Source organism: Streptomyces sp. NPDC023157 (assembly GCF_055560575.1).
The window spans coordinates 73,246-99,809 of the sequence record NZ_JBVHIL010000014.1 but is presented as its reverse complement, the minus strand read 5'-3'; the positions used below and the strand labels follow the sequence as shown (position 1 = coordinate 99,809).

Genomic DNA, 26,564 nt, shown 5'->3' with positions numbered 1-26,564 from the left:
AGGATGGCGGCTTCTACCGCTGTGGGGCGTCCATGTGCAGGTTGTTCCCCGGCCGTGATGGGGATCTCTGAATTCGGCTGTGGCGGATATTTCGTGAAGGCCAGTTCCAAACATCCGTCATGCCCGGCAATGTCCTTTCATCAGCATGGTGTTCGTGGGGGACGAACAGTTCTGGGATCTGGTGTGGCCTGACGTTGAGGGGCTGGTCATCGACGCGGTGGGCGTCGTTGGGGATGCGGTACGGATTGATCTGCATGCTCGGCAGCCGACGGTGGCATGTCCCTCGTGCGGTGTGACCGCCTCACGCGCGCACAGCACGTACATGCGGCGCCTGACCGACCGTCCGCTGGGCGGTCGGCGGGTGCTGCTGCGCCTGCGGGTCCGCCGGTTCTTCTGCGACAACGGAGTGTGCTCCCGCCGGACGATGGCGGAACAGGTGCCGAGCCTGACCGCGCGGTACCGGCGCCGGACCACGGCCCTGGCCCGGATGGTGCAGGCAATTGGGCTGGCCGTCGGCGGCCGGGCCGGTGCACGGCTCGCCGGCAACCTGCCGGTGCGGACGAGCCGGGACGTGATCCTCGGCGGACTCCGGCGACTTCCGGACCCAGCGTCCGCCCAGGTCAGGGTGCTGGGGATCGACGAGTTCGCGTTCCGCAAGGGCGCCACCTACGGCACCGTCCTCATCGACGTCGAAACCCGGCGGCCCATCGACCTCCTGCCCGACCGCACCGCGGACACCGTCATCTCCTGGCTCGCCGACCACCCCGAGATCGAGGTCATCTGCCGGGACCGGTGCAGCGTCTTCAGCCAGGCCGCCGCCCGCGCAGCACCCGACGCGATCCAGGTCGCAGACAGGTGGCACCCGCTGCACTCGCTGGCCCGTGCCGTCGAACGAACCGCCCACCAACACCGCGTCTGCCTGCGTAAAGAAGCCGAGACGGACCAGCCGCAGGAGCCTTCAGACCCGGCGTCCCTGGCCGCGCTGATTGGACCACCCGATCCGAGCGACCCACCGGACGGCCAGCTCCTGGCCCGCGTCCGCCAATGGCACAGCGACATCCACCAACTGCGCGAACGCGGCTGGACGATCAGTCGAATCGCCGACCGCCTGGGCCGGGACCGCAAGACCGTCCGCCACTACCTCACCACCGACCTCGACCAGATCCTCGCCTCGGCTCGCGAGCGCCGCCCCAACGGCCACATCAACCGCTTCAAGCCCTACCTGCAACACCGCTTCCGCGGCGGCGCGACCAACGCCGCTGCCCTCTTCCGTGAGATCCGGGAACGCGGCTACCGCGGCAGCCGCGTCGTGGTCACCAAGTACATCGCGACCCTCCGCGCCGGCACCGCCGCCCCCGAACCCGCACGGCCGATTCCGAGCCCACGCCGGATCACCACCTGGATCATGCGCCGCCCCGACACCCTGACCGACAGCCAGCGCGAACAACTCGACCGAATCCTGGACGCCTGCCCCGACCTGGCCACTGCCTGCGACCTTGCCCACGAGTCCAGCGTCATCGCCCGCGAACGCCGAGGTCAGGACCTCACCGGCTGGATGACCCGAGCCCTCGACCAAGGACCACAGCCGGTCCAGGGCTTCGCCGCCTTCCTCCAGAACGACTGGGACGCCATCGTCAACGGCCTCACCCTGCCCTGGAGCTCCGGCGCCGTCGAGGGCCAGGTCACACGCATCAAGCTGATCAAGCGCCGGTCATACGGCCGGGCCTCCTTCGCGCTCCTGCGGACCCTCGTCCTCGCCCAGCCTCCATGACCGGAGCAGACTCCTGACCTGGGGTTACCGGGCTAGATGTGACATCCTGCGGTCGTGCTTTTGAGTGATCATGCGAGCAGCGTCGAGCTCTGACCCCTGCGCTACCAGTTCCCCGCCGCCCCGGGAGACTCAAACGACGACAACTGGCTGGTCATCGGTGGAAAGGTGACGACTCCTGAGGGCAGTTGGTCGTTCTCTGATCCATGTCTGCTGACCGACGAGGCCCGTGAGGTGACCGCCTGGCTGCGCGCGGTGGCCGCTGAGACAGTGCCCGCGACCGGTCGGGATGCCGAAGGCGAGTTGTCTCCGGACATTTGGTTCGTCGAGCCGGTCCTGGGCTTCAGCCTCGCCGATCGGAGCGAGGGCGTGGCGGTGATTCGCGTTCACCTGTCCTTGGAGGCTGCACCCCCATGGCAGCAGGGTGCTGAGAGCACGGGCATTTACCAGTACGCGGTGGAGGTACGGGCGGATACGGATGCGCTGCTTAACGCCGCTGAGCAGTGGGATCTTGCTCTGGCTTCCTTCCCGCCCCGCTAACCAGCATCGTGCGACAGCGGCCGTCACGAAATATCCGCCACAGCCCTGAATTCGGCCGGAAGTACTCGGCGCCCCACTCGGTCTGGTGTTCAACGGAGTGGGGCCTTCCAGCGAGCGCCGCGCGCATGTCGGCCGGGGCCGCCCGCTCGTGAAGTGTGCCGGCCGTGCCAGCCGGTCATTGGCGCCTGCGGCTGCGCTACGCAATGCCGGGTGAGGCGGAACTCACCCGCGCCGAGGTCCCGTTGCCCGCGTCAGGCTGTCAGGACCGGCCGGCCCTTGACCGTCATGGACGACGGCCGCCCATTCGAAGGCGAACGCCCAGGGGGAGCCAGAGCCCCGTCGGCATCCCAGCCCACGAGGCACCCGCAGGGGCCGTCTGGGGTCAGGGGGGATCGATGCGGGCCGGTCTGGACTACGAGAGGGGGATGCCGAGGATGGTCACGACGGACAGCCCGATCGTGGCTGCCAGCGCGGCAAGCCCGGCGAGAAAGAAGCAGGGACCCAGGGTGATGTCGAGGACCCGCGTCGACGAATCCTGAAGTACGAGCACGTCCGACGGGTCCTGCGGGTCGTAACTGACCTGGACGGACGGGACAGTACTCGGGTGGGTGAAGACACGCGTGGTGCCGGTGCTGTCCATGTACTCGTACTTCCACGGCCCGTCCGCCGCCTGCGCCGCGACCACGGTCACACCGTGCCTGCGCAGGCGAGTCTCGTGCCACCAAGGCCCTATGGACACCGCGCCAAACCACAAGCCCACGACAGCCATGCCACCGAACGGCACCATGAAGACAGCCCCGGCGATGGCGGTCCTCTCGTCGCCCACGATGGCGGTGATCACAGCCAGGACAAGGGTCCCGCCCAGACAGCCGAGCAGGACCCGCCCGACCTTGCCGCGGTACGTCTCGACCCAGGTCTTGGTGAAGGTGCGCAGCTCGACGAGGGCCGGTCCGTCGACTTCCTCGACCCGTTGGGGCAACAGCGCGTTCACGGCGTCGGTGAAGGCGACCGCTGCCGCCGCGCTCACGTCCTCGATCCGGTGGACGGCCGGCGTCGCCCCGACAAGGGTCCGCAGTTCAACCGTGACGCTCCGCTCCTCGGCGTAGACGCGGGCGATCGCCCTGACGGGGATCGTCAACTTCTCGCTGGGGCGTTCCAGCACCAGCCCATCCTGCTCCGAACGCAGGACGGCGGTCCCGCGCCCCCGCAGGACGGGTATGGAAGACGTATTCGACATGGCCGAGAGCGTACGGCCAACGCTCCCGCCCCAGTTCATCGGTACCGGGCCGTCCCGGCCCATGGACCGATTCGCCGTGCTCTCGCCGAGGGTTGGCGTCCCCAGACACTGACGGCACGACGTCCTTCTGGGTTCACGAGAGCCCGAAGGCAGAACAGCCCTCGGGCCACCCGCGGCAGGTCTGCACAAAACAGCCACCCACACACAGCTCACCCAGGAACCACCTCGTGGACCTCCCGTAGACGTCGGACAGCAGGTGTGCCCGAGGAGGGTGCCCCACACGATCAGGGTTGCTGACCACTGACCTCTAGGGGCTTCGCCACGGCTTTGCGGCACGCGCTGGCTTTGCTACCCGGACAGTCCACCCCGCCCCCGGACCCGGCCCGGCTAGCGGGCGGCCTCTCCCTTTGTGGCGCCCGTCCGCAGGCCCGGCACCCGATGGGTGGGGAGATCCACTGAGCAGGTGTGGGGCCACTCTTGAGCACAGGGTGGTCGTTTTCAACGAGCGTCATCAGCCGAGGGCGGAGCGGATCGCGGCGAGGTCGCTGGGCGTGTAGCTCAGCTCCTGGAATGGATCGCACGGGTCGGCCAGGGCGTCGAAGCTGTACTCGTTGCCGGAAAGGCAGTCCTCGTTGGGCGCGTACCGGCCGTCGCGGCGGATCTGCGGGTGGCAGCGCGACCTGGTCCTCGTCGGCCGCGTCGTAGAGGCACATCATCGACCAGGTGGAGCTGCCTGCGCAGGCCTGGCTCTCAGCCATTCGTGGTAGCAGAGCTCGGAGAAGTGCGCGGCGCTGCGCGCTTGGCGCCAGGCGGTTTCGCCGATGCCCCGTACGGGCCTGCCACCTTCGCCTCGCTGGTTCATCCATGCGGACCAGGCGGCGATGTGCCGGCCGGGGTTCGGGCCCGTCGTCGTGATGCCGACGAAGGTGACGGCTGGTTCGTCCGCGAGTTCACCGCGCAGGAAGCCAACACCTACCGGCTACAGACACTGGACCTGCGGCCCGGCGACCGGCTGGCCATGCTGACCGACGGCATGCTGGAACGCCACGCCGAGAAACTCGACCTGCACGACCTGATCATCCACACCCGCACACTGCATCCCCGCGAGGCCGCCCGCACCCTCATCAAAGCGATCGTCGACACCGCAGGTGGTCACCTCGACGGCGACGCCACCGTCATGTGCCTGGACTGGCACGGCATCCACCACTCCGAACGGGACGCCGCCACCGGCGCCGACCTCACTGACGCCTCACCGGCCGCGACGGCGGAACCACCCGCCTCCCAGCGATGACTGCCTCTCCCCCGAAGCCTTGAACCAGCCCCCTGATGGCCCACACGTGGTGATCGCCGGAGAATCCCGACGTCCAAACCGCGGCGCCCGACGGTCATGACGGGCACGGTGCGTTGTCGACGCGGGCCTGCCCCGCACGGACGCCGTGAAGATCGGCGCCCGGCTCCTCGCGTGACGCGGCGTCGGCACGTCGCTCCGCTCTGGGCCCGGCCGCCGCGTCAGAGCCTCCTCTGGCGCCCGCATATCCACCTGGACGAGGACGTCCTCGCCGAGGCCCCCGAAGCGCGGGCCTTCGGCGCCGGCCCGGCGGCCGCCGTCGACGAGCTGGTGGGCGGCCTGCTCGGGCATTTGGCCGACTGGCAGCAGTCGATCGGCGAGCTGGGCCGCGCGCTCACCACGGCGACCGAGGGCGGACCGCCACCCCGGCTGGTCCACCGACGCCGGCCGCACCGAGGACATCGGGTGCCGCCAGGCCCGCACCACGCTGCTCGAGGCCGTAGCACGCCACCACGCTCACCTGCCCGCCGTCATCGTCGAGCTCGGCGGTGAGCTGGAGCTCCCAGCTACCTGTAACGGGCACTCAGGGCGCGGTCATCGCAGAAGGCTGCGCGGTCAGCGCCGGCCGCCGCCCATGCGGCGGTCGTCGGCCAGAGCGGTCAGCGGGCCGAACTCGCAGGCAAGCTCGTTCCACGTAAGAACCTCGCCACAGCGCGCCGGGAACTCCTTCGCGTTGAACTCGGGCATGGTCCAGGCGCCAGTGCCCCGGTCCCGCAGCCACAGGTCCCCGTCACCGTCGACCACAGTCGGCGGGACCGGTACGGGCTCGGCCTGATCGGTGGGCTCCCAGGTGACCCGGCCCGGGTGGGAAACACGGCGCAGCTCGGTGGTGGCCAGCCGCGCGGCCAAGTCACGGGTGGACTCTTCAGCGTCCTTGACCGACGTGAGTCGGTACGCGTCGTCAAGTACGGGCAGGGCTGGACTCTTGCTGCGCTTTGAACTCATACGCTGACTACCTCCGCTGGGGGGCGTCACATCCGTTGTGGCACCCCGTAGAGGAACACGGTATCCGAGGCGGGAGCCGGGCCGGCTACGACCACTGTTCAGGTGGAAGCGCTGGCACACCAGGCGGTGAGGCCAGGCGGTGAGCTGGTCCCGGACCTGGCGCAACCCGTGCCGGTAGCGCTCAGGTATGACGGTCCGGGCCTGAGAGGGCGGTTCGTGAGGTGATGACCGTTCCCGGTGAGACTGGCGTGGGGCTGGTGGCCCAGGCAGCTACTGCTTCCTGGTGAAGCTGCCGACATCGACCTCGGTGAGGACGTCGAGGCTTCAGGCCCCTTCCTCCGGTGCGCGGGCGGTGCTGCCGGCCGGGGTGAGGCAGCGGCGCACGAGTGCGAGGGTGCGCTGTGTGACCGTATCGAGGGGGGAGCCGTTCTCGACGGCGGCCAAGGCGGTGTGCAGCATTCCGGCGATCAGGTCGGCCGTGAGCGCGGGCTCGGGAGCGCCGAGCTCCCGGACGGCGGCTCGGAACGGTTCGACCTGATCCAGGTGGAGTTCCATCAGCCGCCGCTGGCAGGCCGGAGGAAGGCCGGCGTTCATGAGGGCGACGGCGGGCCGGTGTGCGCCTTCGGCGCCCAGGCGGAGGCTTTCCCTGAAGAACGCCTCGACGCGTTCCAGTGGGCCGTTCGCGGTGGCCATGGCGCGGGTGAGTGCCTCGTTGGAGCGTCGGAAGGCTTCCTCCGTGATGGTGGCCAGGAGGGCTGCCGAGGAGTCGAAGTACTGGTAGACGCTGGAGCGGGCCAGGCCCGCGCGGGCGCCGACCGCCGCCGGTGTGACGGCGGCGGCGCCCTCGTTTACCGGGATGTCGATCGCCGCCCCGATCAGCGCCTCGCGTTGCTGGGCACGGTGCTCGGCGACGGTGGAGGCGTTGATCTTCGGCATGCGGGGCGGGCTCCTGGAGGTGTGGACAGGGCCGGGAATGCGGTGCCGGTTGGCGGCCCCCGTCAGGACAGGCGGCCGTCGACCATCTCGTACACCCGGTCGGCAGCGTCTGCCGTGTCGTGGGTGACCATGACCGTGGCCGTGCCGCGCTCATGGGTCTGCTCGGCGATCAGCCGCACCGCCTCGGCCGAACGCACCCGGTCCAGCGCCGAGGTGGGTTCGTCCACGAGCAGGACGGCGGGGGAGGTCATCAGCGCGCGGGCGAGGCCGGCGGGCTGGCGCTCGCCGCCCGACAGGTGGTGCGGACGGGAACCGGCGCGCTGCGTGAGCCCGACCGCCTCGATGAGTTCGTCGGCCCGGGAGCGGGCTGCGGCGTCCAGGCGCCCGTCGATGTGCAGCGGCAGCAGAAGCTGCTCCCTCACGGTGAGGGAGGCCAGCAGGTTCGACTGCTGGAAGACGAAGCCTATGTCGCGAAGACGGGCGGCGGTGCGTTCCTTGTCCGACAGAGCGGTCAGCTCGGTGCCGGCGATGTGCACGCTGCCCTAGGTGGGCCGCTGGGGGCCGCCGGCGACGGCGAGGAGGCTGGACTTGCCGGACCCGGAGGGGCCGACGACGGCGACGAACTCACCGGGGGCGACGGTCAGGCCGACGTGGTCGAGGGCGGTGACGGCGGTATCGCCGTCACCGAGGGTGAGGGTGACGTCGTCCAGGCGCAGCCCGCCGGAGCGGTCGGTGTCCGCGGCGGCCTGGTGGCCAGTGGTGGGGGTGGTCATCGGGTGGCTCCCAGAGCGGTCAGGGGGTCGACGGCGGTGATGCGGCGGACGGCGACGACTGCACCCACGGGCCAAGCCCTCCGTCCCCGCCGGCACCGCCCGACGCCTGGGCGACCAAGCACGGAGCGCCGCCCAGCCCGGCGTCACCGTAACCGTCGCCTACTCGCCCGACTTGCTGCGCGAGTCCACCTCCATGGAAGACGCCGCCCACCCCAGCCGCGTCATCGTCGGCATCCCCGACAACCAGCCCCAGCACGAGACCCACCTGCACACCATCTGGAGCCCGTGCATCGAGGCCGGGGTCGACCTGACCGTGACCAGACCGGAGACGGCCGAGCTCGCGAAGTCCGCGGCGAACGGCTTCCTCGCCACCAAGATCTCCTACATCAACTTCATCGCCGCCCTCTGCGAGAAGACCGGCGCCGACGACCGCGCGCTGGCCCGCTTCATGAGCCTCGACCCCCACATCGGGCCCGCCATGCTCGACGCCGGCCTCGGCTTCGGCGGCTCCTGCGTCCCCAAGGACATCCGCGCCCTGCACGAACGCGCCACCGAGCTCGGGGTGGGCGCGTACGGGAACGCGTACGGGTGGGCACGTTTCCGCCTGCTTCGATGATCGCGCGGTGCTGGTGCAGGTTGGGGCAGCGCTTCTGGAACTTGGCCCTTGTTCCGCGCCCGGCTGCCGCGCTTGTTCTTGCCGCTGCGACCGGTCCTTTTGGCGCCGAGGACGGTGTGCTGGGGGATCCCCACGACGTCCTCGTCCGGCGGCACACGCGCCGACCGCGTGACCGACGGTGTCTCCACCCGGGTGTCACACGGCTGTCACCCCCGGATGAACTCGAACGCCCATGCCTGGGGCGCGCCGATGCCCATCATCCCCAGCTCAAGCTGAGGCCGTGGACGATCAGCCTCGGCAGACCGGTCCCGTGGCTGGACGTCCCGCTCCTTCATGGTGAGGGCCGCGACAGGAACACCGTCCGCCACGCCCGCCCCGTCGACGTACGGGTGAATTGATCCGTTCCGCGTGTTTGACGACTGCCCGTCCTATTATGTGAAGCTGGACCGATGCGCATCCTGGTTGTGGAGGACGACGAGAGCCTGGCCGACTCGCTGCGGCGTGGCCTGTCCGCCGAGGGGCACTGGGTCGACCTCGCCCACGACGGGCACCGCGGCCTGGAGCTCGCCCTCGGCGGAGGCTACGACGCGGTGGTCCTCGACCTGATGCTGCCCGGGCTCAACGGCTACCAGGTGTGCGGCAGGCTGCGCCGCCTCGGCGACGCCACGCCCGTGCTCATGCTCACCGCCAAGGACGGCGAGTACGACGAGGCCGAGGGCCTGGACACCGGGGCCGACGACTACCTCACGAAGCCCTTCTCCTTCGTCGTGCTCCTCGCCCGGCTGCGCGCGCTCGGCCGCCGTGGCGGCGCCCGCGACGACCGCACCCTGCAGGCCGGGGACCTCACCCTCGACGTCGCCGGCCGCCGCTGCCGCCGGGGCGGTACGGAGATCGAACTCACCGCCCGCGAGATGGGCGTCCTCGCCTGCCTGCTCGTCCAGCCCGGCCGCGCCGTCGCCAAACAGGACATCCTCGACGAGGTCTGGGACACCCCCACCACCGTCGACCCCAACATCGTCGAGGTGTACGTCTCCTCGCTGCGCAAGAAGATCGACGTCCCGTTCGGGCGGCGCTCCCTGCTCACCGTCCACGGCACCGGATACCGCATGGCCACCGACGGTGGCTGACACCCCGCGCACCACTCGCCCACGCCGCGTCGGGCCGTCCCGGCTCGTGCCCCGGACCGTGCGCGGCCGCAGCGCCGCGGCGGCGGCCCTCGCCATGGCGCTCCTCCTCACCGTCGGCGGCGTCTGGCTGTACACCCTGCTGCGCGCCAACCTCCTCGAGAACGCCAACGGCCGCACCGAACTCGCCGCCCGCAAAGTCGCCGCCCAGGCCGACACCGGCACCCTGCCCGCTCGGCTGCCCGCCCCCGAGGGCGGCGTCGACCTGGTCGTCGTCGTCGACGCCCGCGGCCACGTCGTCGCCGCCACCCGCGACCCCGCGCCCGACGACGTCCCCGCCCTGACCGGCTTCCGCCCGCCGCCAGGTGAGGACAGCGCCACGCGCATCCTGCCCGGCGGCGAACGCAGCGACCTCGTCGTCATCCGCGCCACCACCCCCGGCGGCGAGGCCCGTTACGTCTACGGCATGACCGTCCTCAGCGACGTCGACGCCGCCACCGGAGCCATCGGCTGGGTCCTGCTCGCCACCACCCCGCCGCTCATCGTGCTCGCCGCCGCCCTCGCCTGGGCCGTCACCGGAGCCGCGATGCGCCCGGTCGGCGCGATCCGCACCGAACTCGACGCCGTCACCGCCCGCGATCTGGACCGGCGGGTCCCCGAGCCGCCCGGCGGCGACGAGATCGCCCTGCTCGCCCGGACCGTCAACACCACCCTGGACCGCCTGGAGCAGTCCGTCGGTCAGCAGCGCCGCTTCGTCGCCGACGCCTCGCACGAGCTGCGCGGCCCCATCGCCGCCGTCCGCTCCCGCCTGGAGGTCGCCCTCGCCGATCCCGGCGAGGCCGCCGTGCGCGCCGCCCTCGCCGACACCGAGCGGCTCCAGCAGGTCGCCGCCGACCTGCTGCTCCTCGCCCGCCTCGACGCCCGGCCCGTCGTACGGGACGAGCCCGTCGACCTCGCCCTGCTCGCCGCCGAGGACGCGGCCCGGCGCGGCGCCGCGCGCGCCCGGCTCGTGGTCGACGCGGACACGCCCGTACCGGTGCGCGGCGACCCCGCCCAGCTGGAGCGGCTCCTCGCCAACCTGGTCGACAACGCGCTGCGGCACGCCGCCGGCGAAGTACGGGTACGGGCCGCCCTGGAGCACGCCACCCCCGTCCTCGAGGTCACGGACGACGGCCCCGGCATCCCGCCCGCCGCCCGCGCATACGTCTTCGAGCGCTTCGCCCGCCTCGACGCCGCCCGCACCCGGGGCAGCGGCGGCACCGGCCTTGGTCTCGCCATCGCCCGCGACATCGCCCGCGCCCACGGCGGCGACCTGGTCGTCGCCGACAGCCCGCGCGGCGCGCGGCTGGTGGCGACGCTGCCGGGGTGCGCCGCCCAGGAGCCGCGGCGTTCCTGAACGGGATTTCAGGACCTTCAGGAATCCTTCAGGGCCGTGCTCCGAGGATCGAGCGGTATGAAGCACCGTCGGGCGAAGAACACCGAGAAGGCGGGCCGGAAGGCCGACCGGAGGGGCGAGCGGAGGGCCGACCGGCTCGCCGACCCGAGGGCCGCCACCGCCACCGTCACCAGGGCCGGGGCGACCGGCGCGAGGAGGCGCGCGCGCGAGCGGCCCCGGTCGAGGAGGTCCCGGTCGAGAAGGTCCCGGATCGTCCGCGCGCTGCTGTGCACGGGCCTGACCGCCGCCGTCTGCGCCGCCGGCGGGGGCTGGTACCTCTACCGGGACCTCTCCCGGAGCATCGGCGTCTCCACGGCCCTGGACGACGGCGCGCCCCGCTCGAAGCACGGCGACACCAACATCCTGCTGATGGGCCTGGACAGCCGCAAGGACAACAACGGCGGGGAACTGCCCGACGCGGTCCTCGACAAGCTCCACGCCGGCAGCTCCGAGATCGGCGGCTACAACACCAACACGCTGATCCTGCTGCACGTGCCCGGCGACGGCTCCCGGGCCACCGCGCTGTCCGTGCCGCGCGACGACCTCGTCGAGCTCACCGGAGTACCCGGACACGGCAAGGACAAGATCAAGAAGGCGTACGGCATCGCCAAGCACGAGGCCGAGCGGCGGCTCGCCCGGCAGGGCGTCACCGACCGGCGCACGCTGGAGCACGAGGGCCGAGAGGCGGGCCGCAAGGCCGAGATCCGTACCGTCCGCGACTTCCTCGGCGTGCCGATCGACCATTTCGCCGAGGTCAACCTGGCCGGTTTCTTCCACATCGCCGACGCCCTCGGCGGCGTCCCCGTCTGCCTCAACAAGCCGGTCAAGGACCGCTACTCCGGCGCCGACTTCCACGCCGGACGCCAGACCCTCGACGGGCAGCAGGCGCTCGCCTTCGTCCGGCAGCGCCACGGGCTGCCGCGCGGCGACCTCGACCGCACCCGCCGCCAGCAGGCGTTCCTCGCCTCCGCCGCGCACCAGCTGAACTCCGTGGGCACCTTCACCGACCCCGGAAAACTCGTCAAGCTCCTCGACACCGCCAAGAAGGACCTCGTCACGGACAAGGGCTGGGACCTGCTGTCGTTCGTCGAGCAGGCCAAGAACCTCTCCGGCGGGCACGTCGAGTTCGCCACCCTGCCCATCGCGGGCTTCGACAAGCACAAGGGCGAGGACGTCAACATCGTCGACACGGCACAGGTACGGGACGTGGTGCGCACCAAGCTGGCGAAGGCCCCCTCGGGCGCACCGGACCCGCCGGCCGCGCCGGGCGCGAAACCGTCCAGGGAGCCCGCCGCGAAACCCCCGGGCGGCGAGAAGGACGACGGCGTACGCACCCTGGACGGCGGGGGCATCCCGTGCGTGGACTGACCGCCGCGCTCGGCACGCGCCGCCGCGCCGAGGCCGTCCTGCTGCTGCTCGCCGTCGCGATCCCGGTGTACGGGTACGTGTACACCGGCGTCACGATGACCGCGTCGCCCACCGAAGGGCTCGCCGGGTTCGCCGTCAGCCTGCTGCTCCTCGCGCTCACCACCCACCTCGCCGTACGCCGCTGGGCGCCGCGCGCCGACCCGCTGATCCTGCCCATCGCGTTGCTGCTGACCGGCATCGGGCTCGTCCTGCTGCGCCGCCTGGACATCACGTACGCGAAGAGGTTCGGCGCGGACCCGACCGCGACCGGGCAGCTGCTGTGGACGGTCGTCGGGGTAGCGGTGTGCCTGGCTGTCCTGGCCGTGGTGCGCGACCACCGCCGCCTGCGCCGCTACCTGTACCTGACGATGGCGGTGGCGCTGGTGCTGCTGCTCGCGCCCGCGTTCTTCCCCGGCGACACCTACGGCGCCAAGCGGTGGGTCTTCCTGGGGCCGCTGTCCTTCCAGCCCGGCGAGTACGTCAAGATCATGATCGCGGTGTTCTTCGCCGGGCACCTCGTCCTCAACCGCGACGCGCTCGCCCTCACCGGCCGCAAGGTCCTCGGCGTCCGCCTGCCGCCCGGACGGCAGTTCGGGCCGATCGTCACGGTCTGGCTGATCAGCCTGCTGGTGCTGATCTTCGAACGCGACCTGGGCACCTCGCTGATCTTCTTCGGCATGTTCGTGGTAATGCTCTACGTCGCCACCGAGCGCACCAGCTGGATCGTGTGCGGCCTGCTGATGGCGGCCGTCGGCGCATTCGCCGTCGGCGCCACCGAACCGCACGTCAAGGGCCGTGTGATGGCCTGGCTGCACCCCATGGACATCTACCTGCCGGTCGAACAGCGACCCGCGGGCCTCGTCTCCGACCAGGCCGCCCAAGCGCTCTTCGGCTTCGGCAGCGGCGGCGTCACCGGCACCGGCCTGGGCCTGGGGCACCCCGAGCTCATCGGCTTCGCGGGCCGCAGCGACTTCATCCTCACCACCATCGGCGAGGAACTGGGGCTGGCCGGCACCATGGCGGTCCTGGTGCTGTACGGACTGCTGGTGCAGCGCGGCATGAAGGCGGCCCTCGTGGTCAGCGATCCCTTCGGCAAGCTCCTGGCCGTCGGGCTGTCCGCCGCCCTCGCCCTCCAGGTGTTCGTCGTCGCGGGCGGGGTTCTCGGCCTGATCCCGATGACCGGCAAGGCGCTGCCCTTCCTCGCCAAGGGCGGCTCGTCACTGGTCGCCAGCTGGGTACTGATCGCGCTGCTGCTGAGGGTGAGCGACCGGGCGCCCGAGCCCCTGCCGCCGACGGGGTCGCCTCGGGAGACAGAGGAGCGGGAGCGGCCGACCGTCATGGTGTGAGGGAAGGCCGGCGGGCCGCTCCGCCGGAAAGGACCCGGCCGGGCGGCCGGGTCCTTTCCGTTTCATCGCTCCGCGCGTCCGGGTCGTCTTCCGCGTGAGGGCCGCGCAGCCGCCGCCCGTGCCGTCAGCGCGGCCACTTGCCGGGCGTGCTGCTGGTGGTGACTTCGCAGACGGCCGGCTTGCCCGGGGCGGGTGACGTGCCTTCCGCGACCACCCGGACACCGTCCAGGAGGATGCGGCAAGCGGCTGTTCCGTTTCCGGCGGGATGCACCTCCACCCGCGCCCGATCCCCCACCCCGACGAAGACCGCCCGGCTCCAGGGCAGGCCCACCGGCCCAGTCGTCTCCTCCCGGGGCTCGGAACCGGTGCGGTCCGGGCTGTAGGCGTAGCGCACATCCGACGCCTGTCCCGTACCGGCCCGGCCCCCGGTCCCCTCGTAGGTGATGTCCCAGGAACCGCCGATCTTCTTGGCGAACCAGTTGCTGTTCGCCACGACGGCGAGGCCGCCGACCAGCAGGACGACGAGGCCGCCGATGGCGAATGCGGAGCAGGACAAGCGGCGAGAGCGGGGCACGGTTTTCCTCTGGTGGTCGGTCGCGGAGCGATCGCGTCGCCGCGAGACGGGGCGGCCGAGCGGGTTCTGTCTCCTCAACCCTAGAAAGGGCAAAACGTGACCTTCGTGGTACTAGCGGATGATTTCCCATGGTCCTCAGGTGCCAGTGCCGGATCCCTGGCCGCCGCTCCCCGGAAGCCGGCCGGCCCCCGCTCGCCGGGCCTACAAAGACCACGCGGCGGGGGAATGAGACGTGACTGCCAATGTTCCGGGGGGGGCTGGGCGACACGCTGCTCGACGTCATCGGAGTGGCCTGGCCGAACGTCGACGAGGACGCGTACCGCGACATGGCGGACGCCCTCCGCGAGTTCGCGAGCACCTGGAGGACGACATGGTCCGCAGGAGCTCCAGGCCGTAGGCAGGTCCGTGCTGAGGCCTTCCCGGAAGGCTCCGAGTCGGGCGCGGGTGCGTTCGGCGTCCTGTGCGTGGTGGACGGCGGGGCGGACTCCGCCGGCGGGTGCCGGTGCCGGATGCCCTTTAGGGGTGGTCGGTTCTTCCCTCGTGCAGCTCCAATCCAGGGGTGGGTTGGTTGGACCGTGAGGCAGGTACGGGTTAGGCGTGCAAGGACCCCGCCTGCGCCCTGCATCCGCCCAGGACCGCGCGGACAGGCGTGCGGCCCCGGGCCGGGACGGGTGTCTGGGCACCTCGACGACGCCTCCGTCGACGTCACGCTCGCCGACCGACCAGTTCCATCCGCAGGCCCATCGGCCGTACCGACCCGCCAGGAACTCGGTGACGGGATGCAGCGAACGCCAGCGATCCTCGCGAGCGACGTCAGCGTTGGGCAGCAAGGACGCGACAAGGCCCGCCCACTTCTCCGCTGCATCGTCGTCCATCTCGAACGGATGCTGAGCCGGATCCACATCTGCCCACGTCAGGGTACGTGCCCATCCTCGGCTAGCAACTGGCTCGCGACGCGGCGGGTGACCGGCCCGGGCAACAGCACGAGCGCGGGCCGGTCATCCACCCGGCCGGACCCTGCGGCAGGGGAAAGGACCGCGGGGCCGGAGAGCAGTCCCACCTGCTCGACCATCACCTGCCCCGAAACCGGACCACCATGCACGCCCTGCCGCCCATGCGGGTCAGGTGGTGCAGGTCTGGCAGGTGGCCCGGTGGCCGCGTGCGCGGTGGTGATCACATGCAGGTCAGCCTCGGCGGCGCGGGGGAAGTAGGAGGCGACCACCTGCAGCGGGCGTGTGGTGCCGTCGGTGAGGACGAGCTCGGTGAAGACCGTCTTCAGCGGCCCTGCCCCCTGGTCGGCGGGGGCGACAGCGCGGATCGAGCACCATCCGACAGCGCGGGAACGGCCCAGACCGCGCTCGGTGATGCCCTTCTCGTCGATACGGACACCGGCCATGCCGCCGCGCACCGCGATCCAGAGACCGAAACCGCCGCCGACCGCATAGATCACCATCCCGGCGACATCCAGATCCGTGAACCATGCCAGACCGCAGATGAGGGCGAAGAGGCCTCCCACGGCGATGAGCGCGAGGCGCTGCCACGGGCTGTAGAGCGTGCGGGCAGGTATCGGGGCAGGCGCAGCAGAGTCCGTGATCCGCGACCCTACGGGGCTGCGGTCGCGTGATCTAGGCAGATTTCCGGCGCCGCGCGGGGGCCGCCGACTTCTTCGTCTCGGTCTTCTTCGCGGCCGCCTTCTGGGGGCCGGTCTTCTTCTTCGGCATTGCCTGAACGGTCGCCGGGGCCTCACCGCGGTGCTCGCGGGCCTTGGCCACGCTGGCCTCCAGCGCCGCCATCAGGTCGACAACCTGCGCCGCCGGAGCCTCCTCGGCCTCGGCCAAAGCCGGGGGCCGGTGCTCGGCCTTCGCGTTGATGACCTCGATCAGGGCGTCGGTGTATTGGTCGGTGAGCTGCTCGCCGAGGTCCTTGAGGTGGTCGGTGCTCATCGTCTCCATCAGCGCGAGCGCCCTGTCGACCTCCTCCTCGGTGAGGTCGGTGTCAGGCGGGACGGGCTCGGCCGGGGAGCGGATCTCGTCGCCCCAGTGCAGGCCCTGCAGCAGGAGCGCGTCGCCGACCGGGCGCAGGATGCCGAGGCGCTCGCGGCCTCGGAGCGCGAACTTCGCCGCGGCCGCCTTCTCCGTGCGCTCCAGGGCCTTGCGGAGCAGGGCGTACGGCTTGGCGGCCAACGGGGCCGTCGGCGGCGAGGTAGTAGGCGCCGGCGCCGTACTGGGTGGCGTCCACCGAGGAGGAGTCGGCGAAGGCGACGATCTCGACGGCGCGCGCGGTCGGCAGTGGCATCCCGTCCAGGCCCTCGTCGGTGATCGGCACGATGTGGTCCTTGGCGACCTCGTAGCCCTTGCCGATCTGGTCCTCGCGCAGCTCCTGGCCGTCGATCTCGCAGGTCTTGCGGTTGCGGACGCGGCCGCCGTCAGTGAGATGGACCTGGCGGAAGGCGACGCTGTGCGACTCGGTCGACGGCTCCAGGGCCACGGGCACCGTCCCGTTGACTGAACTAAGAGCGATGTATTCGCAGGTCAGAGGTAGTTTCTGCTAGCTTCCCGGCCATGCTTGAGACGGGTGATTCTGCCCGGGATCTGGCTAGCTTCATGCTGCCGGAATCCGGTGCGCTGGTGGAGACGGATGATCCGGCGAGGCCGTACGTGCTGCTGGACAGAAACGGGGCCGTCGTGGAACCAGTGAACGCCTTCTTCGCCGAGCTGCAGGCGTGCGGGCGCCCGCCGTCGACGGTCCGTTCGTACGGGATGGACCTGCTGCGCTGGTGGCGGTTCCTGGAGGGCTGGGGACTGGCATGGGACAGGGTGACGCGAAGGGATGCCCGGGACTTCGCCCGCTGGATGCAGGTCGCTCCCAAGCCGGTCCGCGTCCACTGGCGTCGGCGCGCACAGGGCGACTCGCTCCCGAGGCTGGCAAGCCGGTTGGTGGGGGTGCCGAATCCGATGACGGGCAAGGCAGCGCCGGGGCCGATGTACTCGGCCAGGACGCGCGTGCATGCCGAGGCCGTGCTGCGCGCGTTCTACGCCTTCCACCTGGAGGAGGGCACGGGCCCGATCATCAACCCGTTCCCCGCCGGGCGGGAACGCCGCCGTCCCGCCTCCGCCGACGGGCCCCCGCGGGCGACGGTCGGCGGCCGCTACCGGCCGAAGGTTCCTTCGACGTTGCCACGCCGGATCCCCGACGGCCTGTTCAACGATCTGTTCGCGGCGCTGCGGCACCACCGGGACCGCGCGCTGCTGGCGTTCTGGGTATCCAACGGCGCCCGGGCCGAAGAGCTGCTGACGAGCCGCCAGCGTGACCAACTGCCGGGCGAACAGCTGCTGGGTGTGATGCGCAAGGGCACGCGGGCCTACCAGCAGCTTCCCTCGTCACTCGATGCCTTCGTGTGGCTGCGGCTCTACCAGGAGGAGGCGTGGCGGGCGGGAGTGCCGCGGGATCCGGAGGCGTCGTTGTGGTGGACGTTGCGGCAGCCATTTAGGCCGCTGACCTACCACGCGGCCAGGGCGATGCTAAACCGGGCAAACGCGCTGCTCGGCGCCAACTGGACGCTCCACGACCTGCGGCACACGGCCGCGTACCGGATGGCCCGGGACCCACAGCTGGCCTTGACCGATGTGCAGTGGATCCTCGGCCACACGCCCACCTGACCACCACCCAGATCTATGTCCCCGCTGGTCGCGACGAGATCGTCGAGGCTGTACGTGCGCATCACATCCGGCAGGAACGGCTGGAGCGCCTTCCGGTCGTGCCCGCACCCGGATACCGGCCTGAGGCCCTGGACGACCTGTTCGGAGGCGCCTGGTGAATGCCCGCATCCGCCACCTGACCGGCACCCTGCCGGCTGGCCCCGGCGAACGCCCGCGTGTTCCCCAGGCCGCGGGTGGACCGATGGAACAGGCTCGCGCCCGATTTCCCGCCCGCGAGGCCGGCACACAGTGGCCGATGACATGCAGACCCCTCAACGAGATTCTCGCCGCCCTCGAGCGGCCGCCGGCGTTCGGCACAGCCGACAGGAGCACCCTCTACTACCGGGTCGCCGGGGCTCGCGCCATTCTTCTTTGGCTGTCCGGGTTTCCTGGTTCGAGCTGGCAGGAACGGTGGGAGGCATCCCCTGCAGCGGCTTGCCCGCGCCGGTGGGGCGAGGAGGGATACCTGTGGATCGCCGAGCTCACCAACGTGACGCGCCGCGGCACCGTGCAGTCCGGGCTGCTGGCCTTGGCCGGCGCGGATGTGTTGCGTCTGCCGCTGCACTGGCTCGTCGGCCACCGCAGCAGCCATCTGCGGGACTTCGTCGAACAGGCCCGTGATCCGGTCGGCTTCGCCCGACTGAAGACGCACGTCGACCCGCGCCGGTGGGCGACGGTCGGGGCCGGCAGCGCCCGCCTGGCCCTGGCGAGGATCATCCTGGCCAAGGGCGGCAGGCTGGCGGACATCACGGTCGGCGACGCGATCGAGTACACCGCTGCGGTGTCAGCGAGGAGCGGGCAAGGGACCGCGAACACCTTGTTCTACTCCTGGCTGCGCGAACTCGGTCACCTGCCCTACGACGCGCCGGTGACCCTGCGATTCCTGAGCAGGGTCACCGGTCAGCTCACCTGCGAACAGCTCGTGGACCGGCACGGGGTGGAGAACGCGCCGATCCGGGCACTGCTGATCGACTACCTGGAAGAACGTCGGCCCCGGCTCGACTACAGCACGCTGGATAACGTGGCCCGGAATCTGACCAGGAACTTCTGGTCCGACCTCGAACGGCACCACCCCGAGATCGACTCCCTGGACCTTCCGCCCGCTGTGGTTTGCGACTGGAAGGAGCGACTGCGAACCCGCGTCCAGCGGCGCCGGCGCCCGGACGGCAGCATTGAGGAGACGGTGGTCGAGCGGGCCGACCTGCCGCTGGTCATGATGACCGTCCGCGCGTTCTACCTGGACATCGCGCGCTGGGCGGTGGAGGAACCGGCCCGATGGGGCCCGTGGGCGGCGCCGTGCCCGATCAAGGAAGCGGAGACGCTGAACGCCAAGCGCACCAAGCGGGTCAAGGCCCGCATGGACCAGCGCACCCGCGAGCGCCTCCCCGCCCTGGAGACCTTCGCCCGAGCCGCAGCCGACCACCACCGCCACCACCTGGCCCGCCTTCAGACCCTCCACACCGTCCCGCCGGGCGGCACGTTCACCGCCGGCGGCACTGTCTTCACCCGCACGAAAAATCCTGCGGCCGCCAGCGCCCGCGACGCGTCCGGGAAACTCATCTACTTCGACGTCGCCGAGCGCCGCGCGTTCTGGGCCTGGGCGGCAGTGGAGTTCCTGCGGCACACCGGCGCCCGTATCGAGGAGATGCTGGAGACCAGCCACCCCGCCCTGGTCCAGTACCGCCTGCCGACCACCGGTGAGATCGTCCCCCTGCTCCAGATCGCCCCGTCCAAGACCGACCAGGAGCGCGTCCTGCTCGTCAGTCCTGAGCTCGCCGACGTCCTGTCCGCCATCATCCGCCGCGTCCGCGACCCCCGTACGGGCGCCGTCCCGCTGCTGGCCGCCTACGACTACGAAGAACGCACCTGGAACCCGCCCGCTCCACTTCTGTTCCAGTGGGACCGCGGCGGCGAGCGCTCCCGCATGAGCGGCGAGTTCATCCGACACGCTCTGGGCGAAGTTCTCGCCTTCATCGGGCTCACAGACACCACCGGCAGGCCGCTCGACTTCGCACCGCACGACTTCCGGCGGATGTTTATCACCGACGCCATCCGCTCCGGACTCCCACCCCACATCGCCCAGGTCATCGTCGGCCACAACAACATCAACACCACCATGGGCTACAACGCCGTCTACCCCACCGAGACCATCGAAGCCCACCGCGCCTTTCTCTCCCGCCGCCGCGCCCTGCGCCCCGCCGAGGAGTACCGCACCCCCACCGACGCCGAGTGGGAGGACTTCCTCGGCCACTTCGAACGCCGCAAACTCTCCGTCGGCACCTGCGCCCGCGCCTACGGCACCGCCTGCATCCACGAACACGCCTGCTTCTCTGAACGAAGCAGGCATCGGAAGACTGGGCTCAACGGGTGGCTGCGCCGGGTGCGACCGCGTGGGACGGTGGTTCTCTGGTATATGCACTAGGTGCACCTCAAGACAACTTGGCAGGACACGCCAAAGTCCATTCGCATCATTTGTTACACGCTTATTCCTTTGGGGGTCGCATGCGGGACGGTGGGCATTTATGGCGACTGGAACGGATGGTGGTATGAGCGAGGCTTTCTCACCAATTTGATGTCCAGCTTCACAGGCTTGCTGTTCGGCATTCCGGTGGCTCTGGCAGTCATCAGCCACCTTGGCAGCACCCAGGCAGAGGCCATTGAGCGCCGCGCAGTGAGACGCCAAGCCAGCCTCGCCGCTGCGGATTTTCAACGGATGGTTCGATCTCCCTTCTCTTCATCGGTGCAGAACCCGGAGAGTTCCCTTCGTTCGCTAGCTGAGAAGGCAAGACGCCTTGAGCTTAAAGCGCAAGAACTAAGGGATGCACTAGCTCCGGGTAGCAGCAAACGTGGAAGAGAGGAATCAGATAAAGCGCTCATTCGAGACGCCTTGGAATCGCTAGTTGCATTTTGCAGCGCATGCGAAGATTCCCTCGAATTCTCGGGTGAGACGGATGAAACAATCTGGTCAGTGCTAGTGGCAAGTCAGTGGCGCGTCCTTGACTCCGAGATTCGGCCGCGCGCGACAGACGTGGGACTGTCGTGGCTTCCCTCTGAGAAATCCTTCCGGATCGGACATTCGGTGGCGGTGGTTCAGCAGGCGTCTTGGATAACAGTGCAGAAGAATCTTCAGGCGACCATTCGTCATATCAAAGAAGCAATCGACTCTGGAGAAAATTACGTGTGGAATTATCAAGATAAGTATGTCCCTATCTTGGCTGACGCCCGTGCGGCGCTGGAGGAGTCCGCCCAGCAGGCGAGGAACTGGTTGCTGAAATTGGCCGACTTGGTCGAGTGGCTTGGAGACATCCGGACAATTGAGTCGCCCCATCCCTAAGGCTGATCACCCCGCCTCGGTTGGTGGACGTGGCGATCTGGGCGAAGGCGGGGAACTCCGAGGTCGACAGCTGTGCTGTGGCGGGTCAGGCCGGCGTCGAGCTGAGCGAGCTTGTCTTCGGCGCCAGCCAGACTGACCCGGAGTCCTTCAACCTCGCCAAGCCAGCCTTCGCGCTCGGCTTCGGCGATGCGGGCGATGAGGTTGTCGCGGATCTCCTCCAACCGGCCGCGCTGGCCCGGGTCCGGCCGGAGAAGCGAGCAACGAACGCAAGCGTGTTCATGAACACAAGGGCTTGAAAAGGCGCGACCGCAGGTGCCGATGGAGACCTTGCGCTTCTCGAAGTGCGCAAGGAAAGCGTCCCATTCCTCCTCGGTGGGGGTCCGATACTCTTCGCTGGGCCGGGCAGCCCTGCGGCGGGCGATGAAGGCGCGGTGAGCCTCGATGGTCTCGGCCGGGTAGATCGCCTTGTAGCCCATCGTCGTATCAAGGCTCCGATGCCCGCAGAGCACTTGCGCGATGTGCGGGGGCAGGCCGTTCATGATGGCTTCGGTCACGAAGATCCTGCGGAAGTCGTGCGGGGAGAAGACGAACGGTTCGCCGCCTGCGTCGGTCAGGCCCGTGGCGGCCAGCGCGTTGATCAGAAGCTTGCGGAGCGCGGTGGGGGTGAATGCGCGGTGTTCGGTGCCGATATCGCGTTGGAACAGCAGCGGCATCGGCGGGTTCCAGACCCGCTCGTTGACGTCATAGGAGGTCACCAGCGGGATCGCGCGGCTGCTTCCGCGCAGGCGGCGGATGATGGTGGAAAGGATATCCGCCAGTTCCGGGCTGACCAGCAGGAGCCGTTCGCTGTCGGTCTTGGACGGGGCGACCTGCAGCAGGGGAACGACTTCGCCGGTGCTGGGGAGCCGGTATTCGGTGATGCTGTGGTGGGTCAGCTCCAGGAGCTCCTCATTGCGGATGCCGGTCAGGCGTAGGACCTCGATCGCAGCGAAAGCCCAGAAGGCTTCGGTCTCCTCGTAGGTGAGGTTCCGCCGCCGCCCGGTCGAGGTTTCCTCTGCCCAGGTCAGGTGCCCGGCGGCTTTGGGCGCGACGGCTCTGCGCAAGGCCCCGGCGGTGTCGGGGATCAGGTCACCGGGCGGGGTGTGCTCGGCGGCGGCAAGTAGGTCGGCTGCGGCGCGTCGCCTGCGGTCGATGGTGCTGGTCAACACCGGCAGGACGGGAAGCCGTTCGCGGGTGCGTTGGTCCATCCGGGCCTTGCGGTGTTTGCGGTCCTTGGCCTTGCTGATCTCTTCGTCGCTGATCGGGCAGGGCACCACCCACGGCGCCCAGCGGGCCGGCTCTTCCGCAGCCCAATGGGCGATGTCGAGATAGAAGGCGCGGACGCGGATGAGCTCGTCCTTGGCGTTCAGCCTGGGGCTGGCTGCCTCGACGGCGGTGCCGTCCGGACCGATCGTGGTGCGCTTCTTGGTGGCGATGTCCGTCTTCCAGGCCCGGGCCAGTGCCGGTGGCAGGCGCAGGGAGCCGATGCCCGGTGAGAGCGCTTCGATCCGGGTCCAGAACAGCCCGGCCAGCGTCCGCGACACCGCGTCCAGGCTGGTGTAATCCAACGACGGTTGCCGTTCGCGCAGGTAGTCCACGATCAGGTCGCGGACCGGGCGGCACCGGATCGGATAGCGATCCACGAGTTCTTCGATGCTCCGCCGGCCGGCGGCAAGCCCGAACGCCCGGATCGTGGCCGGGGCGTCTTCAGGGAAGACACCCAAGGCACGCAGTCGAAGGTAGAAGTCGACTTTGCGCTGACCCCCGCGGACATGGACCCGACGCAACGCGTCGACCAGCTCAACGCAGTCGCCGACGGCGATGTCAGCGATTGACCCGCCCTTGCAAGCCAGAATCATCGCGATCCGGGTCGCGGCGAGGGTGGCCTCGCCTCGGGCGCTGGCCGGCCCGGACTCGGCCAGCTGTGCCAGCCTTGCGAACCCCTCGGGGTCGCGGACCTCGGCCATGACCGGAGCAAGGTGCTTGTGGGTGCGGGTGAGCATCCAGGCCAGGTCAGGACGGATGACATCGCCGCAGACCAGCATCAGCAGCCCGGAAGTCAGGTCACCGCGCTCATACGACGGCGACGGCCCACTCTCGCGCAAGAAACGCAGCGGGAGATCTGTCCACTCCGCGCCGGGAATCTTCTCGGCGCGGCCAGCCTTCCACCGCTGCTGCCAGGTATCCCCAGGGAGGCTGGACAGCCAGCGCAAAAGCTTGGCGACCCCGCGCCGCCGCCCGGCCCGGGTGGCGTTCGCGGCAGCCAAGAAGGGTGGCGCCGTCAGCCGACGCAGCACCTCATCCGCTGACTGCTCTGTCGCCGGCCACCACGCCTCCACAGAGCGGGGCGGGAACCCTTCCCGCAGTACGTTGTTCCGCGCACGGGCCTGTTCGACTGTTGCATTCGCAGTCTGCAGCTGGCGGCGCGCCGAGTGCTTGGTGGTGCTGGTCATGAAGACCGCCTGAACAGCACGTCCAAGGCTTCCGGGTTGTAGCCGGGTGCGGGAGGCGGCGGTACCGGCTCGGCAAACCGGTCTGGCCGCCGGGCGTAGTGGGCCAGTACCTCGGCCACGACCTCGTCCTGGCGCGGCGCGAGGTAGATCTCGGTCGTGGTCAGATGCGCGTGCCCGAGGACCCACTGCACGTCGGTCAGCGTCAGCACCGGGTCGCGCACCATTCGGGCGGCGGCGCTGTGGCGAAGGTCGTGAAGGGTCCAGTCCGCGCCGAAGGTTGCGTTTACCCGCTCGAACATGCGGTGGGCGCCGTGGTAGGTCAGCGGCTGAAACGGACGCCGTAGCGTCCACCACGTTGGCTGCGTCCGGCCCCTCGGCACCAGCCCGTGCAGCTCCTGCTGGTAGAGCCGCAGCCATACGAACGCATCCGCCGAGGCCGGCACCTGCTGCCGTGCTCGGGAGCCCTTCCGCACAACGCTGATCAGCTGCTGCCCAGGGTCGACGTCGCACTGCCGGACGCCGATCAGCTCCGAGGCCCGGACTCCGCTGGAGATCCAAAACGCGATCATTGCCCGGTCCCGGTTCGACCTCAGCGCCGCGAACAGCGAGTTGAACCACTCGTCCGGGATCGAGCGCGGAATCCGGCGCGGAACCGTGGGCCGGTAACGGCCAGCCCGCTCCGGCGCCCAGGCGTCCATCGGGTTGTGGTGTGCGTGCGCGCGGCCGGAACGACGAGCCAGGTCCAGCGGGAACGGGTTGAGCAACGGCCCGGATCCGGCATCACGGTGCAGGTCGTAGAACCTGCGCAGCACCGTCTCGCTGTGGGCGACGGTCGACGGGGCATAGCCGAGCCCAGGGCTCGTCTTCCCGGTCACGGGGTTCGGGGCGCCGACGGTGCGGGCCAGCCGCCGCTTGCCCGCGGTCGCTCGCGGCTTAACCGTCAGCTGGATCCAGCAGCTGAAATCCCGCGCGTCCACGCGTGTCGCTCGATCCCACGGCACTTCGACCGCGTGCAGGAACCGCCACCAGCGCAGCAGGTCCATGCCGTAGGAGCGGACGGTCGCCGCCGCCTTCCCGGCTGCGAGCAGTTCCTGAAAGAACACCGCGACTGGCGCCACGACCGCGCCGTCGGCGTCGACGAGCCGGTAGGGCTCGTACCGGTCGCCGGTCTCCACCAGCCGACCCCACCGAGGAACGGCCAACCTCGACAGATCCCGCTCGGGCACACGATCGTTCATCACGACCGCAGACCGTACTGGGCCGCAACCTCACCTGTGCCCTGAACTGCACAAACGACCTGGTTCGTTCAGTCAACGGGGCGTCCGCTGCTCCCTCCTGCGCCCTGAACCAGCGCAGCGAGGCCGGCTTGTGGAGATCCGGGACAACCTCCGGGACCGGATCGCAGAGGCCGAGCGAGAAGGCTGGCTCGGCGAGATCGACGGACTCCGCGTCAGCCTTGCCGGAGCCGAATCCAAAATCGACCAGATCGACTCCGCATCAGGCGGCACGACGATCAACCTCGGTATGCCGCGCACAATCCCGGCTCAACCTGCCCGGCAGGAGGGAGCAGCGTCGCTGAGACAATCACGGGATGACCAGCAATGAGATCCTTTTCGACTGCCAGCACCGTGGCGACGGCGGTCCGCTCGTGGTCGTCCCCCACATCGATGGGGCACCACTCACCGAACTGATCGACGGGTTCGAGATCGCGGCTGGGATGCAGCCTGCAGGCAATGCCTACGGGGGGCTGATCCCGGAGTTCTTCCGGTTCGGCCCGATGCAGGACCATTTCCTAGGACTGTCCACCAGCGCGATGGGGCCGAAGACACCCGTTCTCGGTTGTGAATGCGGAGAGTGGGGGTGCTGGCCGCTCATGGCCCGCATCACCGCGACGATAGACCTCGTAGCCTGGGACGCGTTTGAGCAGCCGTACCGCAAGAGCCGCGACTACGTGGCATTCGGCCCGTTTCAGTTCGACCGTCACCAATACGATGACGCCCTCCGGGCCCTGAGCTCGATGATCAGCTCCGATGCCGACGGCACGCGCACATGAAGCACTGCCGTTAGCCCGCCGTGCCGCAGACGGAGTGCATGGGCTCGACAACAGCAGCGCGAGGACGCGTCATCGCCCGTCGGAGACGGGCAGATTGTGCCACCAGTGAGCGCACCCGTCAGAGCAGAAGCGTTCGCGGCGCCTTTCGTCCGCGACCGCGAGCACCGCGACCAGCAGCCGGAACGCCGTTCGGCGTTCATCGACTGGGGTGAGGCCGGCGATTTCCCCCAGTTGCTGGTCGATCGGGCCGCGAGTGATCAGAACGGCAGGCGTGTGCGTCGGGCGTAGCCCGGCACGCCGGATGCTCTCTGGTCCGTCTTCAGTGACGGCGCGGGCTTGCATGCAGTGATGGCGCAGGAACCGGAGTATCTCAGCCTGTTCCTCCTGGCCGTAGGAGTTGAACCACTCGATGCCCTGTGACATCGAGCGCAAGCCCTGGGCGAGTTCGTTGAGGATGGTGTCTCGCTCGGTCATCATCAGCTCTCACTGTCCAGCGGGGCGATGGCCGCAGTGGTCACGCGCCGATCAGGCGTGACGTACCACCGAACAAGATCCGGCAACTCGTAATCGCTCTGAGAATGACGCATAGCCGCATCCTGGCTCGCGATGGCACGCATGTGCTACAGGTTTGCGATGCCTCAACGGACCGCAACTACTGGTTCAGAGAAGTGACCAGACCAAACGAGATCGCACCCTTCCAGATCGGTCGAGCAGGCACCGTGGTGCCCTCCAGGACGACCCCTGAGGCTGTGTCCACAGGCTAGGCACGGTCCGCGCGTCATCGCCATACCCGGATGCAGCCGCCGCCCGGATTCGAACCGGGGTTTCCAGATCCGGCATACCGGTGTCCGACGTCCTGGGCCGCTGAGACGAAGACGGCTGCCGGGGCACCGTACGGCGCCGCCTCGACCCGATGCACCCGAGATTCCGGCGACTAC

General features: G+C 69.7%; 21 protein-coding genes, 1 tRNA gene and 3 pseudogenes. 13 read left to right on the top strand and 12 right to left on the bottom strand.

Features of this window, described 5'->3' with window-relative positions; genetic code table 11:
* The first annotated feature begins 145 nt into the window (after positions 1 to 145).
* Both ACZ3ZE_RS35510 and ACZ3ZE_RS35505 read left to right on the top strand, forming a co-directional pair.
* Positions 146 to 1,771, top strand: a complete 1,626-nt coding sequence (locus tag ACZ3ZE_RS35510; protein ID WP_467261941.1) for an ISL3 family transposase — start codon at positions 146 to 148, stop codon at positions 1,769 to 1,771.
* A 96-nt stretch (positions 1,772 to 1,867) separates the two neighbouring features.
* Positions 1,868 to 2,308: a WapI family immunity protein gene (locus tag ACZ3ZE_RS35505; RefSeq protein WP_467261975.1), complete on the top strand. Its 441-nt coding sequence runs from the start codon at positions 1,868 to 1,870 to the stop codon at positions 2,306 to 2,308.
* Between the two features lie 412 nt (positions 2,309 to 2,720).
* Here the strand turns inward: ACZ3ZE_RS35505 and ACZ3ZE_RS35500 are convergent, their stop codons facing one another.
* Positions 2,721 to 3,470, bottom strand: a complete 750-nt coding sequence (locus tag ACZ3ZE_RS35500; RefSeq protein ID WP_363293164.1) for a hypothetical protein — start codon at positions 3,468 to 3,470, stop codon at positions 2,721 to 2,723.
* A 1,042-nt stretch (positions 3,471 to 4,512) separates the two neighbouring features.
* Between ACZ3ZE_RS35500 and ACZ3ZE_RS35495 the strand changes: the two are divergent.
* Positions 4,513 to 4,836 (top strand): annotated as a pseudogene (locus ACZ3ZE_RS35495) (SpoIIE family protein phosphatase); the annotation flags it as partial.
* 612 nt (positions 4,837 to 5,448) lie between these two features.
* Here the strand turns inward: ACZ3ZE_RS35495 and ACZ3ZE_RS35490 are convergent.
* The 3 genes and pseudogenes from ACZ3ZE_RS35490 to ACZ3ZE_RS35480 all read right to left on the bottom strand — a co-directional run bounded on the left by ACZ3ZE_RS35490 (position 5,449) and on the right by ACZ3ZE_RS35480 (position 7,547).
* The gene (locus ACZ3ZE_RS35490) at positions 5,449 to 5,838 is read right to left on the bottom strand and encodes a hypothetical protein (RefSeq protein WP_361176273.1); all 390 of its coding nucleotides are present in this window, start codon (positions 5,836 to 5,838) and stop codon (positions 5,449 to 5,451) included.
* A 324-nt stretch (positions 5,839 to 6,162) separates the two neighbouring features.
* Positions 6,163 to 6,774 (bottom strand): TetR/AcrR family transcriptional regulator, encoded by a 612-nt coding sequence (locus ACZ3ZE_RS35485; protein ID WP_467261939.1) that lies wholly within the window; start codon positions 6,772 to 6,774, stop codon positions 6,163 to 6,165.
* Between the two features lie 62 nt (positions 6,775 to 6,836).
* Positions 6,837 to 7,547 (bottom strand): annotated as a pseudogene (locus ACZ3ZE_RS35480) (ABC transporter ATP-binding protein).
* A 172-nt stretch (positions 7,548 to 7,719) separates the two neighbouring features.
* Here ACZ3ZE_RS35480 and ACZ3ZE_RS35475 point away from each other — a divergent pair.
* From ACZ3ZE_RS35475 to ACZ3ZE_RS35455, 5 genes are all read left to right on the top strand, one after another.
* Positions 7,720 to 8,163: a hypothetical protein gene (locus tag ACZ3ZE_RS35475; protein ID WP_467261937.1), complete on the top strand. Its 444-nt coding sequence runs from the start codon at positions 7,720 to 7,722 to the stop codon at positions 8,161 to 8,163.
* A gap of 449 nt (positions 8,164 to 8,612) precedes the next feature.
* Positions 8,613 to 9,290, top strand: coding sequence for a response regulator transcription factor (locus ACZ3ZE_RS35470; protein WP_361176279.1), 678 nt, complete (start codon positions 8,613 to 8,615; stop codon positions 9,288 to 9,290).
* Positions 9,291 to 9,336: 46 nt separating this feature from the next.
* Entirely contained in the window at positions 9,337 to 10,683 is a 1,347-nt protein-coding gene (locus ACZ3ZE_RS35465) for a sensor histidine kinase (RefSeq protein ID WP_467261936.1), read from the top strand.
* A 57-nt stretch (positions 10,684 to 10,740) separates the two neighbouring features.
* Positions 10,741 to 12,090 (top strand): LCP family protein, encoded by a 1,350-nt coding sequence (locus tag ACZ3ZE_RS35460; RefSeq protein ID WP_467261935.1) that lies wholly within the window; start codon positions 10,741 to 10,743, stop codon positions 12,088 to 12,090.
* Positions 12,078 to 13,475, top strand: a complete 1,398-nt coding sequence (locus tag ACZ3ZE_RS35455) for an FtsW/RodA/SpoVE family cell cycle protein (RefSeq protein ID WP_361630436.1) — start codon at positions 12,078 to 12,080, stop codon at positions 13,473 to 13,475. Before ACZ3ZE_RS35460 ends, ACZ3ZE_RS35455 begins: the two co-directional genes overlap by 13 nt.
* Before the next feature lie 124 nt (positions 13,476 to 13,599).
* Here ACZ3ZE_RS35455 and ACZ3ZE_RS35450 read toward each other — a convergent pair whose 3' ends face one another.
* From ACZ3ZE_RS35450 to ACZ3ZE_RS35435, 4 genes and pseudogenes are all read right to left on the bottom strand, one after another.
* Positions 13,600 to 14,031: a hypothetical protein gene (locus ACZ3ZE_RS35450; RefSeq protein WP_361176287.1), complete on the bottom strand. Its 432-nt coding sequence runs from the start codon at positions 14,029 to 14,031 to the stop codon at positions 13,600 to 13,602.
* Between the two features lie 931 nt (positions 14,032 to 14,962).
* Entirely contained in the window at positions 14,963 to 15,565 is a 603-nt protein-coding gene (locus ACZ3ZE_RS35445; protein WP_467261979.1) for a PH domain-containing protein, read from the bottom strand.
* Positions 15,566 to 15,674: 109 nt separating this feature from the next.
* A complete protein-coding gene (locus tag ACZ3ZE_RS35440; protein WP_361176291.1) occupies positions 15,675 to 16,232 on the bottom strand; it encodes a Ku protein in 558 nt (185 codons plus the stop codon).
* 67 nt (positions 16,233 to 16,299) lie between these two features.
* Positions 16,300 to 16,536, bottom strand: a pseudogene (locus ACZ3ZE_RS35435) (Ku protein); the annotation flags it as partial.
* Positions 16,537 to 16,610: 74 nt separating this feature from the next.
* On the opposite strand from ACZ3ZE_RS35435, the gene ACZ3ZE_RS35430 reads away from it, so the two are divergent.
* The 3 genes from ACZ3ZE_RS35430 to ACZ3ZE_RS35420 all read left to right on the top strand — a co-directional run bounded on the left by ACZ3ZE_RS35430 (position 16,611) and on the right by ACZ3ZE_RS35420 (position 21,081).
* Positions 16,611 to 17,708: a tyrosine-type recombinase/integrase gene (locus tag ACZ3ZE_RS35430; protein ID WP_467261933.1), complete on the top strand. Its 1,098-nt coding sequence runs from the start codon at positions 16,611 to 16,613 to the stop codon at positions 17,706 to 17,708.
* 295 nt (positions 17,709 to 18,003) lie between these two features.
* Positions 18,004 to 20,169 carry a tyrosine-type recombinase/integrase gene (locus tag ACZ3ZE_RS35425; RefSeq protein ID WP_467261931.1) on the top strand — a complete coding sequence of 722 codons (2,166 nt, stop codon included), beginning with the start codon at positions 18,004 to 18,006 and terminating at the stop codon, positions 20,167 to 20,169.
* Positions 20,170 to 21,081 carry a hypothetical protein gene (locus tag ACZ3ZE_RS35420; RefSeq protein ID WP_361176297.1) on the top strand — a complete coding sequence of 304 codons (912 nt, stop codon included), beginning with the start codon at positions 20,170 to 20,172 and terminating at the stop codon, positions 21,079 to 21,081. It begins immediately after the preceding gene.
* On the opposite strand, the gene ACZ3ZE_RS35415 is transcribed toward ACZ3ZE_RS35420, so the two are convergent.
* Positions 21,078 to 23,573, bottom strand: a complete 2,496-nt coding sequence (locus tag ACZ3ZE_RS35415) for a site-specific integrase (protein WP_361176299.1) — start codon at positions 23,571 to 23,573, stop codon at positions 21,078 to 21,080. The genes ACZ3ZE_RS35420 and ACZ3ZE_RS35415 overlap by 4 nt on opposite strands.
* On the bottom strand, positions 23,570 to 24,811 hold the full coding sequence (locus tag ACZ3ZE_RS35410) for a tyrosine-type recombinase/integrase (RefSeq protein ID WP_361176551.1): 1,242 nt from the start codon (positions 24,809 to 24,811) through the stop codon (positions 23,570 to 23,572). The genes ACZ3ZE_RS35415 and ACZ3ZE_RS35410 overlap by 4 nt, the downstream gene beginning before the upstream one ends.
* Positions 24,812 to 24,941: 130 nt before the next feature.
* Here ACZ3ZE_RS35410 and ACZ3ZE_RS35405 point away from each other — a divergent pair, with 130 nt between their 5' ends.
* Both ACZ3ZE_RS35405 and ACZ3ZE_RS35400 read left to right on the top strand, forming a co-directional pair.
* Positions 24,942 to 25,178, top strand: coding sequence for a hypothetical protein (locus ACZ3ZE_RS35405; protein ID WP_467261929.1), 237 nt, complete (start codon positions 24,942 to 24,944; stop codon positions 25,176 to 25,178).
* Positions 25,165 to 25,626, top strand: a complete 462-nt coding sequence (locus ACZ3ZE_RS35400) for a hypothetical protein (RefSeq protein ID WP_361176303.1) — start codon at positions 25,165 to 25,167, stop codon at positions 25,624 to 25,626. Before ACZ3ZE_RS35405 ends, ACZ3ZE_RS35400 begins: the two co-directional genes overlap by 14 nt.
* A gap of 69 nt (positions 25,627 to 25,695) precedes the next feature.
* Here ACZ3ZE_RS35400 and ACZ3ZE_RS35395 read toward each other — a convergent pair whose 3' ends face one another.
* Together ACZ3ZE_RS35395 and ACZ3ZE_RS35390 are read right to left on the bottom strand one after the other, a co-directional pair.
* Entirely contained in the window at positions 25,696 to 26,103 is a 408-nt protein-coding gene (locus ACZ3ZE_RS35395) for a DUF5958 family protein (RefSeq protein WP_361176305.1), read from the bottom strand.
* A gap of 318 nt (positions 26,104 to 26,421) precedes the next feature.
* A tRNA-OTHER gene (locus ACZ3ZE_RS35390) sits at positions 26,422 to 26,509 on the bottom strand.
* Positions 26,510 to 26,564 lie beyond the last annotated feature (55 nt).